Below are 14762 nucleotides of genomic sequence, written 5' to 3'. Positions count from 1 at the left end.
ATATACCGATTTTATCAACGGGTTTCATCATCGAAACAGTTTTCGACCAGCTGAAAAATATTGCTCAAATAGACCACACAAGGCACCGCAGCTGCATCTCATTTATGGTTAATTTAATGGCTGGATTAATAGCCTATACTTTTCAAACTAAAAAGCCGAGTATAAAAGTGACTCGGCTTTAATTCTTATGCAGATCTGAGGTTAATTACGCTAGGTTTGCTGCACTCACCCAACCAATATTCAACGAACTTAGACCTTTTCCCTTTCACCTTTGACCTTGCACTTTAACTGTAAACCCCCATGACATTTTGATTAAAAAAGCCACACCTCAACATGTGTTAAGGCGTGGCTTTTTACAGCTGCTTTAACTAAGAATTAAGCGACATTCGCTGCTAACAGTTCGTTACGTACTAGCTCTGCGCCTTTGCTAAGAGCGTTAAGTTTACCGTTTGCGATGTCGCGGGGTAGGGGTGCCATACCGCAGTTGGTGCAGGGGTAGAGTTTGTCGGCATCAACGTATTTAAGCGCTTCGCGTAGGGTTTTGGCCACCTCTTCGGGTGTTTCTATAGTATTGGTGGCTACATCGATTGCGCCCACCATTATTTTTTTACCGCGCACCAGTTCGAGTAGCTCTATGGGTACATGTGAGTTTTGACATTCGAGCGAAATAATATCAATATTCGATTTTTGCAGCTTAGGGAATACTTCTTCGTATTGTCGCCACTCGGTGCCAAGGGTTTTCTTCCAATCGGTGTTGGCTTTAATGCCGTAGCCGTAGCAAATATGCACGGCGGTTTCGCATTTTAACCCTTCTATGGCTCGCTCTAGGCAGGCTATGCCCCAGTCGTTTACCTCGTCAAAAAACACGTTAAAAGCGGGTTCATCAAATTGAATTATATCAACCCCTGCGGCTTCTAGCTCTTTGGCTTCTTGGTTAAGTATTTTAGCAAATTCCCATGCCAGTTTTTCACGGCTTTTATAGTGATCGTCATACAGGGTGTCGATCATAGTCATGGGCCCAGGCAGTGCCCATTTAATTGGTTGGCTGGTTTGCTGGCGTAAAAACTTAGCGTCTTCAACAAATACCGATTTAGTGCGAAACACAGGGCCAACCACTGTGGGTACGCTGGCGTCGTAACGGTCGCGAATTTTAACTGTTTTGCGTTTTTCAAAATCAACGCCATTTAAATGTTCAATAAAGGTGGTTACAAAGTGTTGGCGAGTTTGTTCGCCATCGCTGACTATATCTACGCCTGCGGTTTGTTGCTCGTGCAAGGAAATACGCAAGGCGTCGTGTTTACCATCAACCAGCTCACTGCCTTGTAATTTCCATGGCGACCATAAGGTTTCGGGCTCAGCAAGCCATGACGGTTTTGGCAAGCTGCCTGCTGATGATGTGGGTAATAGTTTTTTCATAATAAATGCTGCCTTTAATTTTGTTGTGTGATTAAGCGATACTTGCTGAGAACTGCTGCAGCACTGACTGATAAGGCTTAATAAAATGCTGCTCGGTAAATTTGCCTTGCTCAACCGCTAATTGACCTCGCTCTGCGCGGTCATACACAATTTGCGTTAACGAATGATCGTCATTTTTTAAATTTGGTTTATAACGGCTACCTGCGGCGGCATTGGCGTTATAAATTTCTGGACGATAAATTTTTTGAAACGTTTCCATGGTGCTAATAGTGCTAATTAGCTCAAGGTTGCTGTAGTCGTTAAGTAGGTCACCAAAAAAGTAAAAGGCTAACGGTGCAGCGCTGTTTGGTGGCATAAAGTAGCGCACTTGTAAGCCCATTTTTTTAAAATATTGCTCTGTTAACGACGACTCATTAGGCTGATACTCTACGCCTAAAATGGGGTGCAGATTTTCGGTTTGCTGATAGGTTTTGTTATCAGACACGCTTAAACAAATAACTGGTGGCTTTTTAAAGTGCTGTTTATAGGTATCTGAGCTTACAAAGCATTTAAACAACTTGCCGTGTAAGTCACCAAAGTTATCGGGAATACTAAATTGCGGTTTGCTTTTGTTATGCTCAAGCAATAACACACTAAAATCGTAGTCGCGCACATACGATGAAAAGTTATTACCCACTATGCCTTCTATTCGCTCGTTAGTTTGGTGGTCAATAATATTGGTTTTTAATACCTCTATTGACGGAAATGCTTGGCCACTGCCTGCAATGTTTAAATCAACCGAAATGATCTTGAGCTCAACCTCGTAACGCTCCCCTTCTGGGTTATCCCAACTGGCCAGTGCATTAAAACGATTGTTGATCATTTTTAGGGTATTACGCAGGTTTTGTTGGCGGCTTTCACCCCTTGCTAAATTAGCGAAATTGGTCGTAATACGTGTGTTATTTGATGGATGATAGTTTTCATCCAAGTTAGTGCTTTTAATCGTAAATGTAAGATCAGTGCTCATAGCCGTATCCTTTCAATCTGAGTTGTTGCTGCTTTTATCAATGACACATTACTCGCTGTTAAAACCGACATAACGGGTTAGCTGTAATGGTGCTGTGCAGAGTTAATAAATTTATACGCGCTATGTAGCATGAAGAAAAACGGTATTATTTCAGGTAAAACATGAGGCAGATTCACTCTCTTACTAAGTTGCATGAATAAATTAGGCTAGTAGACGCCCCCTCTGCGACAAAACCCAATTTAGAAGTCTGGATTTCTAGATGTTTTTATGGGTGTTGTGATTTATTCATACAAAACGTGAGTATTATTCAATGCTTATAGGCACTTAAAGTGGCATTTGCATAAACGGTTGTTGATATACTCGAATAAACCTTGGTGAGCTTAGCTGTTTTATTAAACATTTTTTACACGCAACTCACCGCCACAGAGCATAACAACCCCTAACATGAGAAGAGACAAAAGGAATGAGTGATTTAATAGTGTTAATTATTTACTGCGCCATACTTGGCAGTGGTGTTGGTTTTTTAGCAGGCTTATTAGGAATAGGGGGCGGGCTAGTTATTGTACCCATACTCAGCATGATATTACTGCACTTTAATGCTTTGCCACCTGAACAAGTGGTGGTGGTTGCCATTGCGACCTCGCTGGCCTCTATTTTATTTACTTCGACCTCGTCGGCTATTGCGCATCATAAAAATGGCAATGTACCCTGGGATATTGCACCTTGGGTTATGGCAGGCGTTGCCTTTGGCGCGCTCATTAGTGGCTTTATGGCTGCGCTGTTACCTGAGCATGTAGTGCGTTTGGTGTTTGCTGTAAGCGTAGTGCTAATTGCACTTAAAATGATTTTTTCAGGTAAGAGTGATTCCGCAATAGCGCGCCCGTTACCAAACAAAGGGCTACTGAGTGTTTATACGACCATAACCGGTGGGTTATCTGCCATGATTGGCATTGGCGGCGGGGCAGTATTAGTGCCGCTACTAACGTTTTTTTCTGTTGATATGAAAAAAGCCATTGGCTGCGCCTCGGCCTCAGGCATTGTGATAGCGCTGTTTGGTTCAATGGGTTATATCAGCTCAGGCAGCCAGTTATTTAGCCTAAAACAAGGATTTGCAGGCTTTGTGTATTTGCCCGCTTTATTGGGTATTGTATGCACCTCATGGTTTACTGCGCCACTCGGTGCTAAAGCTACACACTACTTACCGGTTTCAACCATTAAAAAAATATTTGCCGGCTTATTAATAATAATGGCAATTAATATGTTTACTCGATAAGAGCATTTATATGAGCCTTAAAAACACGCGGCATAAAGCCGCTGCTACCTAGAATATTAGCGACTAGTAGCAGCGGGTTCACCCCGCGTCGGTGTTGAGCGTTAGAGTCCGAACCCTTTAACCTTTAACCTTTAACCTTTAACATCTTAAGGCGATTAACTAAAATCTACGTCATTTGCGCGTGCTTTATAAATTCGTCATAAATACTATCTTTAATGAGCCTGTCGGGTGTAAAGGCATAATAATGCTGATAAACATTATCAATTGTACCAATGTAATTTACGCCGTAATGGCGCTCTACTTCGGCTCTTACCAAAATAGGCGCAGGGAATATCCCAAACCCTTGCTCACCGAGTGACTTCATTAATGCGCTGTCGTCAACATGGCCAGCTATTGTCATTTCAATGTCTTGCTCTTGCAGCCAATAATAAATAGCCCGCGCGACAGGGCTTTCTTTTGCGGGGAGCACTAAGGGCTTGTTATTTAAAGACTGCGGAAACTGCTTATGTAACTGCGAATGCCATGTTTCGTTACCAAAAAGAGCGATTTGGCTTTTACCTATTTCATGGCAAAACGCCTTAAATGGCAAAGTAGTATCGAGTGGTTTATCGGCTAACACTAAATCGAGCTTATGAATCGCCATTTGCGCAAGCAGTTCATCTTGTTGGCCGTCAATACAGTGCAAGTTGGTAATACGGTCGTTATTAATTAAAGGCGCTAGCCACTTCGACACCAGTGATTTAGGCAACACGTCTGAAATACCCACCTTTAGTGTTCGTGAGTATTGCGTGGTATCACCTTGCGTGGTTTCTAGCCATTCGTGAGCAATAGCAAACATATCATTGGTGTATTGCTGAGTTACATGGCCAAATTCAGTTAACTGTAGGCCTCGCCCTTGGCGAACAAACAGTGGTTTTCCTAATCGTTGCTCTAAGTTAGTAATTTGTGAGCTGACCGTTTGCGGCGTTAAATTAAGTATTTTACTCGCCGCTGCAATACTTCCATGCTTACTTACCTGCCAAAAATAATATAAGTGATTGTAGTTAATGTTGGTAATCATTCGAAAATACCTGTTTTAAAGTAAGAAATAATCAGCTTTTTCCTTTGCCACTAAGTTAGTAGATTACAGTCATGCCTGCAACATAGTTACTATTAAAAGGTGTAATTGCATGAAGCTAAAACTTACAGTTAAAAACAAGATAATTAACGCAAGTGAAAAGATGTCGCTTTTGAAGTTGATAAAAAGCCAATTGGCAAAACATGCTTTAAATATTCGTAAAGTTGAGATTCAAATAAATGATCTTTCGAGTGAGCGCCACGGCACTTTGCAGCAATGCAAAATTAATATTCTTTTGCCTGGGCTACCCAGTATTAATGTAAATACAAAAGGAAGAAGTATGCTGCAAGCGATAAAGCGGGCACTAAAAAGTTTACAGCAAATTCTCGTTAATAAGTATCAACCTTCGCAACCAAGCTCTTAGTTTTTTATTAATATCGCACTTGCAGTAGCATGGATGCTACTCTTTTTATTTCTATTCTCGTACCAAGCTATGTTTAACATTAAACGATTCACTTATTACCTATTGAGCAGTATTTCCTTGTTGGGTTTTGTTGGACTATACCAAACTTAACGTAACTAAAATTTTTTGACCTTGTTCCTTTAACCTTTGACCTCAGCTGTAAACCCCCGTTACATTTTGATTAAAAAGAGAGTGAAATTTTCAATTACCTAAATTCATAGTTTATTGTGAATTTATTAGGTTCATGCCTATTAATTTACTAATTCACAAAATACTGTGAATTTATCCTTTAGTGAGTTAACTTTCGCTGTAATTCACAAAATATTGTGAATTATTAGCTTTTTTGTACTTTTTAAACTATTATTCACAAAACACTGTGAATTTTGGATTGGTAATGGAAGTCACGATAAAGTCAGCAAAACAATTAGGTAAATTGGCAAGCATTGTGAGAAAAAGCCAAAAGCTTGACCAAAAAACTGCGGGAGATTTCTCCGGTATTAGTATTAATACAGTAAGTGATTTTGAAAATGGCACAGGTTCGTTATCAATTGGCCGCGCGTTTGATTTAATGGAAGCTTTAGGTTTAGAGGTAAAAATAGATGTGGTTATACCTCAACACGATGAAAAGGCTAAAAGTAAATTAATAACGCAAATCCAGAACATGGTGGCTGGCCATGAATAAACTAATACAGCGCCAATATGGCTAACCTGCACTAGTTAATCCTTATCCAATTCTTCATGAAAGCGTCGCCATAATGGTTTTAATTGCTTTTTAATTGTATTACTTTCCATTTTATTAGCAGCCCTAAGCCCATATGTAATAAAATTACGTCCCCCTAGGTGAGTATAACGGCTATAAAGCTTTTTTTTATAAAGAGCTTTTTCATCAGCTCCTTTCATAGCTCTGATATCATTATATTTTCTCATTGTTTGCTTCGCGAGACTAACACCCCTTCTCATTTTTTCCGAGTATCTAGCTAGGGAAGAAGAACGTAAGTAAATATTTTCACCGTCAAAAATAAAGCCAAGATATTGCAATGTATTATCAGCTTTAAGAATATTTCCTACCTTATTAAATTGTCTGATCTCTGTTTTATCTGGATTAATACGTACTTTTAACTTTGATATATGCTTTTGAGCAAACCCTGCTACTTTGTTTTTAAGCCTTTTAGGCATAATAAACAGCATATCATCACAATATCTAAAGTAGTAACCACCATGTATATCAGCATATTTTTTCATTTCTAAATCAAAGTCCAACATATAAATATTGGATAAAAGCGCACTGATAGGAGAGCCTTGAGGTATGCCATACCCACATAAATTTGGTTTTATTAAACCTTCTGCCCGTACCTTTGTTCTAAAGTCCTCAGAGCTACAAATCCGTTTATGTTGATTTCTAGGTTTATTTTTTGAAATTGAGAATAATTTATATAGCTCCAACTTATCTACCGTCGAGAACTTAGTAATTGATTTAAAAACATTGAAGTGATCGGGTGGAAGTTTTTCTTGGCCGAGAAGTTTACACCAAGATTTTTTAAGTAAATTATGATCTAAAGTATCAAAAAACTTAGAAAAATCGAGCGCTACAGCGCTGCATTCTCCCATTTCTTTTATTTTAAGAAATGCTTCATAAGCAAAATCTATATTACTTTTTCCTAAATTTCTGAAAGCAAGAACAGACTTATCGAGACCATTATCTTTTAATGTCCCTTCATATAGTTCACTCAATTTTTCAGCATAAAAAGCATAAATATGACTATCAACATGGGACGAATAAGCTATTGGTCGCATTTTATTCTTAACCAAAAGCTTGCCTGATAATTTATCTTTATTTATTTTTTTTGAACTAACCTCATAATTTATCAAGGGATAAAATGAGTGCTTTTTTACGAAGCTAGGATTGGAGGTTAAGCTAATTGCTTTCTTTGTACCAATAGGTAGATCAAAGTGAAGATAACCTCTTCTTCGATACCAGCTGGGGTGATTATCGTCCATAATAAACTCTCTAGCAAAACCGAGGCAGACTTAGAACTGCGGCAATTCCAATCGCCTTACCTCGGCTTAACCAAGTTACTTAAGTAACCATCTTGTAAAACGTCGCCGCGTAATGTTAGACATGAATTATAATATAACTATTAACTTGGAGGTATCCATAAACATTCAGAAGACCTTAGTCCATGTAATCTTATCGTTCTTATCGTTTGCCTGTTGTGGCGTTCCGATAGTACTTGACAACATGTTATAAACCTCCGAGCCTAATTGGAGTGTTCTCCTCATCTCGAAGCACATATAAGATAATTGATAAAATGATATATATCAATCAACAATTTGCCCCTCATTCTGACGATATCACTAAACTCTATTTGCAACCAATTGAAGGAGAGTACGGGGACATCTTGATCCTGCCAATAACGTTGTATTTTTGTTGGGTTTCGTTGCACTCTACCTAACCTGTCGTAATTAAAAACCTTTGGCCTTGCTCCTTTAACCTTTCAACCCTGCTGTAAACCCCCGTTACACTTTGATTAAAAAATCCGCACACTAATAATTAGTGTGCGGCTTTAGTATTTTATTTTTTAAAGCGATTACTTGTTTAGTAAGTGCTTTTCAAAAAAATCAGCCATCATAGTGTGGTAATGTAAGGTGGTGCCTTTGCCTTCACGTAGGCTATGTGAGCGGTTAGGGTATGAGAAAAACTCAAACTGCTTGTTGTGCTTTACAAGCTCGTCAATTAAGCGTTCTGAGCCTTGATAATGCACGTTATCATCGCCTGTGCCGTGAATAAGCAATAACTTACCGGTTAGGTTTTTAGCAAAGGTAATCGGCGAGGTGTTATCGTAACTTTCAGGATCTATGTTTGGGTTGCCCGCATAACGCTCTTGGTAAATGGTGTCGTACAAACGAATGTCCGGCACGGGTGCTGAGGCAATCCCTACTTTAAATTTATCACCATGGCGGAACAATAAGTTAAGAGTTGAACTACCGCCGCCTGAGTGTCCCCATACGCCAACGCGGTCTGTGTCTATTACATTCCAACGTTTAGCCATGGCATCTAGGGCGTCGACTTGGTCTTGCACGGTAATAGAACCAATTTTTTTATAAATCGATTTGCGCCAATCGCGGCCTTTTGGTGCACGTGTACCGCGGTTATCAACCGATGCCACAATAAAGCCTTTTTGCGTTAGTAACGATTTGTATAAGTAACTGTTACCTTCCCAGCGGTCTTGCACGGTAGAGCCCCATGGTTCGCCGTATACGTAAAACACAATTGGGTATTTTTTACTTTTATCCATGTTCTCAGGGAACATAATGTAGCCGTCAAGCTCAGTGCCATCTTGCGCATTTACTTTAAAAAACTCATGCTTTGGTAAGTTTTGCTCAGCAAGCTTTTGTTTAAGCTCGCTGTTTTCAACTAAGGTTTTTACATTACTGTGATCGCTCACTTTAATGATCTCTTTAGTCGGTGGCGTACCAAATTTTGAGTAAGTATGCATTGCCCATGAGGCATCTTTTGACATGTAGTAGCTGTTTGAGCCCTCAAACTTAGCAGGTGTTACCCGTACCGGTTTACTGCTGCCATCAAGCGGTGTGCTGTATAAATAACGCTGACCAGGATCGTTTGGCGAGGCAATAAAATACATTACGTTTTTGTCTTCATTGATGGTAAGCATATCAATAATGTCGTAATCGCCTGGGGTTAGGTCGATAATAGTTTTGCCATCGCGCGATACACGGTAAAGATGACGCCAGCCGTCGCGTTCGCTATGCCAAATAAAAAACTCACCGTCTTTTGACCAGTTGGCTTTATAAAACCATTCGATAAACGCATCGTCTTTGTCTTCTAAAATTTTGGTCAGTTGCTGCTTTTGCCAATCAAACAACCACACTTTGTTATGGTTTTGTGGGCGGTTTAAGTCTTGGATCATTAATTCATTACCGGTGCCCGCCCAACTAATACGCGGAATATAACGGTCGCGGTTATCGCCCTCAAGCTCAGCCCAACGGGTTTGTTTATCACTAAGGCTTACCACACCAACACGCACGGCAGAGTTGGTTTCACCGGCTTTAGGATAAGGGAATTCTTTAAGGGTAGGGTACAGTTCGTCGGTGTTGTTAATCATAGTGAAAAATTTAACGTCACTGGTATCAAGCTGCCAATAGGCGATTGATTTGTTGTCGGGGCTCCAACGAAAACCATCGGCAATAGTGAACTCTTCTTCGTATACCCAATCAAAATTACCGTTAAAAATGGTGGCACTGCCATCGGTTGTGAGCGCGGTTACATCGTTACTACCAACCGCTTGCATATAAATATTGTTATCGCGTACGTAAGCCACTTTTGAGCTATCTGGCGAGAACTTAGCAAACATTAACTTAGTTGGCTCAACGTCTTTACCACCTAATTGCTGTAATTGGTTTGTCTCAAGGTTAAGTAACCAAAAGTCGCCTCGGCTGCGCGAACGCCAAACTTGCTCACTGTTGGTAAATACCATCAGCCATTTACCGTCTTTTGACCACTGATAGCTTTCGATTGCAAATGGCTCGTCTGCGCCCTCTGGCAACAGCTTTTCAAACTCAACCAGTACTTTACGGCCTGTGCCGTCAGCATTGTAAAATACAATGTCGTTGCCTTTTACGCCGTGCTCTTTTTCGTCATCGACGTTGTTATCGTCTGCTTTTTCTTTTTCACTTTCGCGCTCTTCAAGCACAGTGTAGCCGGTACCATCGTCTAGCCACTTAAAGTAAGTGCTACGCTGGGTTTTAAATTCTTTGTCTTTATAAATTTGCGCTAGGCTTAATGGATTATTCACGGTACTCATCGCTGCATTGTTGTTGGTTGATATGCTAGTACTTGAACATGCTTGCAAGCCTAAGCCCGCAACAATGGCCAGTGCCAAGCCCGATGTTTTGATCAGATTCATTGTTATTGTTCCTTCGGTCTTTTGACCTTTATAGATTAAGGCGCTCATTACATTTACTTTAACAAAATAACGTACACAATATCAGCATGCTTAACGCACAAAGCCATGGTTTAAACCCAAACTTTTATAATTAATTACCATGCTGGATTTTTAAATTCTTCACTGAGCGTGTCGATTAGTGCTCTTACTGTTGTCGATATATGCTGACGAGAAGGGTAAAGCACATAAATTTTCATTGGGTTTAATGTCCATGGCGCTAATACACGCTGCAAGCGACCATCCAGTAAATATTGATTTGCCAAATACGTAGGCTGCACTGAAATAACACCACCGGCTATGGCTGCATGAAGTATGTGGTGGCCTCGTTTGCACTTAAATTACATTTAACATCAACCGATTGAAATTCATCCCCGCTGTGTAAATGCCAAATATATCGGTCAAAGTTTTTATAGCCTAAACACTGATGAGTGCTTAACTGTTGTGGTGTCGTTATTGGCGGATAATCTGCAAGGTAATCAGCTGAGGCCACCCACTAATATAGATTCACACTCGGCAATAGGTTTACCTATTAACGAAGGATCAGGATTGGCTGCAATACGTATAGCCAAATCAACACGTTGCTCTATTAGATCTGTGGTTGAGTCTTCAAGATCTATGTCTATTTGCACGTTAGGGTGACGTTTCATAAAGCGTGTAAATATAGGGGCTAATTGTGCAAAACCTAACGACATACTGGTCACTACTCGTATTTTACCTGACAACTGTTGCTGGCTTTTAGTTTGTTCAACTAAACGATTAGCCTGTGCTAACCATTGCTCTATTTCGGGTAAACAGGCCTCGCCAGCGGTGGTAAGTGTAATTTTGCGGGTAGTTCGGTGTAGCAAACGAGTATTGAGCCATGCCTCTGCCGACTCAATACGACGAGTAACCATAGGGCGTGACATTTCAAGCCGATCGGCAGTGGCAGTAAAACTGCCTGAGTAGGCAACATCAACAAAAACCTGCGCTGCGGTGAGTTTATCCATAGTATTTGCACGACTTATGAAACAATGATGCTAATTATTGGTTGTTTTTCTGAACATATCAAACCTTTATTATGCTCGCATTAGCAACCAATGATGAGAATACCATGAACCTACGCATGCTTTAATCAGCAATATCGCTATTGCAGACGAAACCGCATTAACCCTTGACGTGTATAACGCTGACAGCAATAGCTTTCATGTTAATGCCACGCTGGTTTATGGCCGTACCGTTGCAATTTTAATTGATACCGGATTTACCAAAGCCGATGCACTGCGCATTGCCGCCAAAGTAATTGATTCTGGCAAACAACTAAAAACTATTTTTATTAGCCAGGCCGACCCTGATTACTATTTTGGCGCTGAGGTGTTACAACAGTTTTTTCCTGAGGCAGAGGTTATAACCACACCGGCAGTGCTTCAAAAAATAGCAGCAAAGCTTCAAAAAATAGCAGCAAAGCTTCAAAGTAAACTTGCTTGTTGGACCCAAAAATAGGTGAAAACGTACCAAAAAACCCCGTCGTACCTAAGGTATTTAATGGTAATAGCTTAAAAATAGAAGGTCACAGCATTGAAATTCGTGGCACAGAGGGTGAGCATAATCATCGTCCTTATTTATGGGTACCTGATAATAAAGCTATTTTAGGGAATGTGGCTGTATACGCTAATGTTCATTTATGGATGGCCGATGCACAAACTCAGGCAGAGCAAAATGCATGGGCAAAGCAACTTAATGAAATGAAAGCATTCAACCCTGACGTGGTGATCTCTTGGCATATGAAAGCAGACACCTAATTAGATGCTGCAAATATTGATTTTTCAATCCAGTATTTAAAGGATTTTGCACACGCTAAGCAAAGTAGTGATAGCAGTAAGCTGCTGATAGATAAAATGACCAACTCATACCCAGAGACTGTATTGCCTATGGCTCTTAGCATTGGCGCTAAAGTTCATAAAGGCGAAATGAAATGGTAATTGCTTACGCTTAACCACTGTAATAAATACACTAGAACCAAAAAACACGCCTAGCAAAGTCTGGCGTGTTTTTTATTATTGCCACAAATACATACTGGCTCGCTTATTGGCAATATTTAATTCAAATACCTCAGTGCTTGCACACATAGCAGCGCCATAGCATACATGAAGCGGTAACAAGTGCTCCTCTCTGGGGTGATTAAAGCGTGCAGCTGGAGCTTGCTGCCATGCTAATAATTGCTGTTCACGCTGTTGCTCGGTTAATGTTTGATCTGCGATTGTGCTTACCAACCAATTTTCAAATGCCTGATTTTGCTGGTTAACATCGTTTGATTGGGTAACACCAAAAGCGCGCATATTATGGAAGGTAAAGCCTGAGCCTATAATTAATAAGTTATCGTAATCAATACTTTGCAACGCTTTACCAATTTCAACATGCAACAGCGGATCAAGGCCTGGGTGCAAGGATATTTGCACACAGGGAATATCGGCCTCTGGATACATAATTTTTAACGGTACAAACATACCGTGATCAAAACCACGCTGTGGATCGAGTTTTGAGTCAATATTATGTGTTGCGAGCGCTTGCTGTACTAAATTAGCAAGTTGCGGCTGGCCAGCACAAGGGTAAGTTAATTGGTACGCCTGCTTAGGAAAACCGTAGTAATCGTAAATAAGCGGTGGTGAAGAGTGCGCCGTTATACTAATTGGTTGAGCTTCCCAATGCGCGCTGACCATTAAAATAGCAGAAGGCTTTGGGATTGTAGCGGCAACTTGTTCTAAGCAGGCTCGCATTTCTGCATGGTTGGCATCACCTAGTAATGGCATTGGGCCGCCACCATGTGAAATGAAAAAAACGGTTGGGCGTTGCATGTGGTTAATCCTAAAGGACAGATATTATTATAGTGCCTGCGCAGTTAGTAAATAACTAGCCACATAAACGCACAACCTCCGTGCGAAAATATTATATGTGGTGTTTATTCATCAAGCTCTAAGTGAGCGCGTTCAACGCTTTCTTGAGGTAACTCTTTTTGCACCGATACACCCAGCTCTTTAAATTCTGAGGCTTGTTTAATTAAGTTACCTTTACCACGGTATAACTGAGAAAATGCTTTATCGTAGGTTTCTTTGGCTTTATCGAGCTGTTTACCCACCCCTTCCATACTGGTTAAAAAGCCGTTGAGTTTACTGTAAAAACGCTCAGCACGATTAGCCAGCTCTTTTGAATATTTAGTTTGCTCTTCAAAGCGCCATAACTGCTTAACAATATTTAAACTGGTTAGCAGGGTAGTAGGAGTTGCAACCAAAATGTTTTTTTCGATTGCTTGCTGGTAAATGTCGCTTTGGTATTTAAGTGCTTCTACAAAGGCGGATTCAATCGGTACAAACATAATAACTACCTCAGGCGAGTTTATCCCTGGTAAACGGTCATACGATTTACTGGCCAACTCATTTATACGGGCAGTTACGGCATTTACATGCTCTTTAATCGCTTGTTGAGATTCCAGCTCTGTTTCGGCATTTACGTAGCGGGTATAGGCATTTAACGATGTTTTTGCATCAATCACTAAGTGCCGACCTTGGGGTAAATACACCACCACATCAGGACGAAGACGACCATCTTCGGTATTAAACGACACTTCGCGTTTATAGTCTGTGCCAGCTCGAAGTCCTGCGCTATCAAGCACGTTTTCAAGCATGAGTTCACCCCAATTACCTTGGGTTTTCTTTTGCCCTTGTAAGGCATTGCTTAGCTTGTCAGCCTGCTCGGTAATGGCTTGGCTTTTGGCTTGTAATTGTAATAGCTCGGTTTTAAGTGCTGCACGTTGTTTTAAGTCTTCAACGTGAATAGATTCCATTTTATCTCTAAAGCCTTTTAGCTCACCTTGAACCGGCTTGAGTAACTGCTCTATGCTTTCTTGATTGAGGGTTTTAAATTTTTGCGATTTTTCTTCTAAGATTTGATTGGCTAAATTTTCGAATTCTTTTTTAAGCGTTTCTTTACTTTGCTCTATGTGAGCCAGTTGCTCGCTGAAATGTTGCTGCTTTTGCTCAAGGGTAGTGCGTATATTATTAAGCTCGACATCGCGCAGATTGTATTGCTCGCGCAGGGCGGTTAGCTCGGCTTCGGCTTTACGCCAATATTGATTATAAAGTTGGCTTTGTTTTTCTTGCTCAGTTAATCGCGTTTTAAAATGTTGCGCCTGATCACGTTGCTCTTGATGAGTAAGCCCTAACAAGTCGTGCTCTTCCACTAAAGAGGCATATTGATTTTGCGTATGCTCATACTGGCTTTGTAATAACAATAACTGTTGCTGCTGCTCACTCACTTGGCGCTTTATTTTTTTGCTTAACTGGACTGATACAACGCTGAAAATAGCCATACCGGCTAAAGCGCCAGTAGCAACACTTAACCAATCTAAATGGGATAAAAACGAAGTAAACATAGAATAAACTTTTAAAATTTAGTGACATGCCATCATAACGAATTACGCTCTTTAGCAGTAGGGTAAAACACTAAATTAAGCGCATAAAAAAAGCCAGCTAGTAAAGCTGGCTCAATATTACTAAATTAGTAATCAAACAGGGAAATCAACATGAAACTTGTAAAACAACATATCAACT

Annotated in this window: 14 protein-coding genes and 1 pseudogene; 6 read left to right on the top strand and 9 right to left on the bottom strand. The window is 40.4% G+C overall.

Going from position 1 to position 14762, the window contains the following annotated elements; all coding sequences use genetic code 11:
• The coding region (locus CWC30_RS13125) for a transposase (protein WP_213084645.1) at nt 1-182 on the top strand (182 nt) is incomplete at its 5' end.
• A 193-nt stretch (nt 183-375) separates the two neighbouring features.
• Here the strand turns inward: CWC30_RS13125 and CWC30_RS13120 are convergent.
• Both CWC30_RS13120 and CWC30_RS13115 read right to left on the bottom strand, forming a co-directional pair.
• Nucleotides 376-1416 (bottom strand): methionine synthase, encoded by a 1041-nt coding sequence (locus CWC30_RS13120; RefSeq protein ID WP_138627311.1) that lies wholly within the window; start codon nt 1414-1416, stop codon nt 376-378.
• Between the two features lie 31 nt (nt 1417-1447).
• Nucleotides 1448-2422 carry a DUF1852 domain-containing protein gene (locus CWC30_RS13115; protein WP_138627310.1) on the bottom strand — a complete coding sequence of 325 codons (975 nt, stop codon included), beginning with the start codon at nt 2420-2422 and terminating at the stop codon, nt 1448-1450.
• Between the two features lie 463 nt (nt 2423-2885).
• Between CWC30_RS13115 and CWC30_RS13110 the strand changes: the two genes are divergently transcribed.
• Nucleotides 2886-3695 carry a sulfite exporter TauE/SafE family protein gene (locus CWC30_RS13110; RefSeq protein WP_036983564.1) on the top strand — a complete coding sequence of 270 codons (810 nt, stop codon included), beginning with the start codon at nt 2886-2888 and terminating at the stop codon, nt 3693-3695.
• A 166-nt stretch (nt 3696-3861) separates the two neighbouring features.
• Here the strand turns inward: CWC30_RS13110 and nhaR are convergent, their stop codons facing one another.
• Complete coding sequence (gene nhaR, locus CWC30_RS13105; protein WP_138627309.1) at nt 3862-4755, bottom strand: transcriptional activator NhaR; 894 nt, start codon at nt 4753-4755, stop codon at nt 3862-3864.
• A 109-nt stretch (nt 4756-4864) separates the two neighbouring features.
• On the opposite strand from nhaR, the gene CWC30_RS13100 reads away from it, so the two are divergent.
• On the top strand, nt 4865-5176 hold the full coding sequence (locus tag CWC30_RS13100) for a hypothetical protein (RefSeq protein ID WP_036983562.1): 312 nt from the start codon (nt 4865-4867) through the stop codon (nt 5174-5176).
• Nucleotides 5177-5609: 433 nt separating this feature from the next.
• Nucleotides 5610-5897 carry a helix-turn-helix domain-containing protein gene (locus tag CWC30_RS13095; protein WP_138627308.1) on the top strand — a complete coding sequence of 96 codons (288 nt, stop codon included), beginning with the start codon at nt 5610-5612 and terminating at the stop codon, nt 5895-5897.
• Between the two features lie 35 nt (nt 5898-5932).
• On the opposite strand, the gene drt2 is transcribed toward CWC30_RS13095, so the two are convergent.
• From drt2 to CWC30_RS18815, 4 genes and pseudogenes are all read right to left on the bottom strand, one after another.
• Nucleotides 5933-7213 (bottom strand): antiviral reverse transcriptase Drt2, encoded by a 1281-nt coding sequence (gene drt2 / locus CWC30_RS13090; RefSeq protein WP_138627307.1) that lies wholly within the window; start codon nt 7211-7213, stop codon nt 5933-5935.
• 590 nt (nt 7214-7803) lie between these two features.
• Nucleotides 7804-10140, bottom strand: a complete 2337-nt coding sequence (locus CWC30_RS13085) for a S9 family peptidase (protein WP_138627306.1) — start codon at nt 10138-10140, stop codon at nt 7804-7806.
• A gap of 134 nt (nt 10141-10274) precedes the next feature.
• A pseudogene (locus tag CWC30_RS18820) lies at nt 10275-10499 on the bottom strand (LysR substrate-binding domain-containing protein); the annotation flags it as partial.
• 156 nt (nt 10500-10655) lie between these two features.
• A complete protein-coding gene (locus tag CWC30_RS18815) occupies nt 10656-11165 on the bottom strand; it encodes a LysR family transcriptional regulator (RefSeq protein WP_249929868.1) in 510 nt (169 codons plus the stop codon).
• 169 nt (nt 11166-11334) lie between these two features.
• Between CWC30_RS18815 and CWC30_RS18810 the strand changes: the two genes are divergently transcribed.
• Nucleotides 11335-11658: an MBL fold metallo-hydrolase gene (locus CWC30_RS18810; RefSeq protein WP_249929867.1), complete on the top strand. Its 324-nt coding sequence runs from the start codon at nt 11335-11337 to the stop codon at nt 11656-11658.
• Complete coding sequence (locus CWC30_RS18805; protein WP_249929866.1) at nt 11640-11957, top strand: MBL fold metallo-hydrolase; 318 nt, start codon at nt 11640-11642, stop codon at nt 11955-11957. The genes CWC30_RS18810 and CWC30_RS18805 overlap by 19 nt, the downstream gene beginning before the upstream one ends.
• Nucleotides 11958-12212: 255 nt before the next feature.
• On the opposite strand, the gene CWC30_RS13070 is transcribed toward CWC30_RS18805, so the two are convergent.
• Together CWC30_RS13070 and CWC30_RS13065 are read right to left on the bottom strand one after the other, a co-directional pair.
• Nucleotides 12213-13010, bottom strand: coding sequence for a DODA-type extradiol aromatic ring-opening family dioxygenase (locus CWC30_RS13070; protein ID WP_138627305.1), 798 nt, complete (start codon nt 13008-13010; stop codon nt 12213-12215).
• A gap of 104 nt (nt 13011-13114) precedes the next feature.
• Nucleotides 13115-14584, bottom strand: a complete 1470-nt coding sequence (locus CWC30_RS13065) for a DNA recombination protein RmuC (protein ID WP_138627304.1) — start codon at nt 14582-14584, stop codon at nt 13115-13117.
• Between the last annotated feature and the right edge of the window lie 178 nt (nt 14585-14762).

The organism is Pseudoalteromonas sp. S4741 (assembly GCF_005886135.1).
Classification (GTDB): Bacteria; Pseudomonadota; Gammaproteobacteria; order Enterobacterales; family Alteromonadaceae; genus Pseudoalteromonas; species Pseudoalteromonas tetraodonis.
The sequence above is the reverse complement of the archived record's forward strand: the minus strand, read 5'-3'. Positions and strand labels throughout refer to the sequence as shown.

What these genes read in the sequence shown, in the direction of transcription:
- CWC30_RS13095 (WP_138627308.1), top strand. Translation starts at nt 5,610, where the DNA reads ATGGAAGTCACGATAAAGTCAGCAAAACAATTAGGTAAATTGGCAAGC.
- CWC30_RS13100 (WP_036983562.1), top strand. Translation starts at nt 4,865, where the DNA reads ATGAAGCTAAAACTTACAGTTAAAAACAAGATAATTAACGCAAGTGAA.
- CWC30_RS18815 (WP_249929868.1), bottom strand. Translation starts at nt 11,165, where the DNA reads ATGGATAAACTCACCGCAGCGCAGGTTTTTGTTGATGTTGCCTACTCA.
- CWC30_RS13085 (WP_138627306.1), bottom strand. Translation starts at nt 10,140, where the DNA reads ATGAATCTGATCAAAACATCGGGCTTGGCACTGGCCATTGTTGCGGGC.
- CWC30_RS13115 (WP_138627310.1), bottom strand. Translation starts at nt 2,422, where the DNA reads ATGAGCACTGATCTTACATTTACGATTAAAAGCACTAACTTGGATGAA.
- CWC30_RS13110 (WP_036983564.1), top strand. Translation starts at nt 2,886, where the DNA reads ATGAGTGATTTAATAGTGTTAATTATTTACTGCGCCATACTTGGCAGT.
- nhaR (WP_138627309.1), bottom strand. Translation starts at nt 4,755, where the DNA reads ATGATTACCAACATTAACTACAATCACTTATATTATTTTTGGCAGGTA.
- CWC30_RS13070 (WP_138627305.1), bottom strand. Translation starts at nt 13,010, where the DNA reads ATGCAACGCCCAACCGTTTTTTTCATTTCACATGGTGGCGGCCCAATG.
- CWC30_RS13065 (WP_138627304.1), bottom strand. Translation starts at nt 14,584, where the DNA reads ATGTTTACTTCGTTTTTATCCCATTTAGATTGGTTAAGTGTTGCTACT.
- drt2 (WP_138627307.1), bottom strand. Translation starts at nt 7,213, where the DNA reads ATGGACGATAATCACCCCAGCTGGTATCGAAGAAGAGGTTATCTTCAC.
- CWC30_RS13120 (WP_138627311.1), bottom strand. Translation starts at nt 1,416, where the DNA reads ATGAAAAAACTATTACCCACATCATCAGCAGGCAGCTTGCCAAAACCG.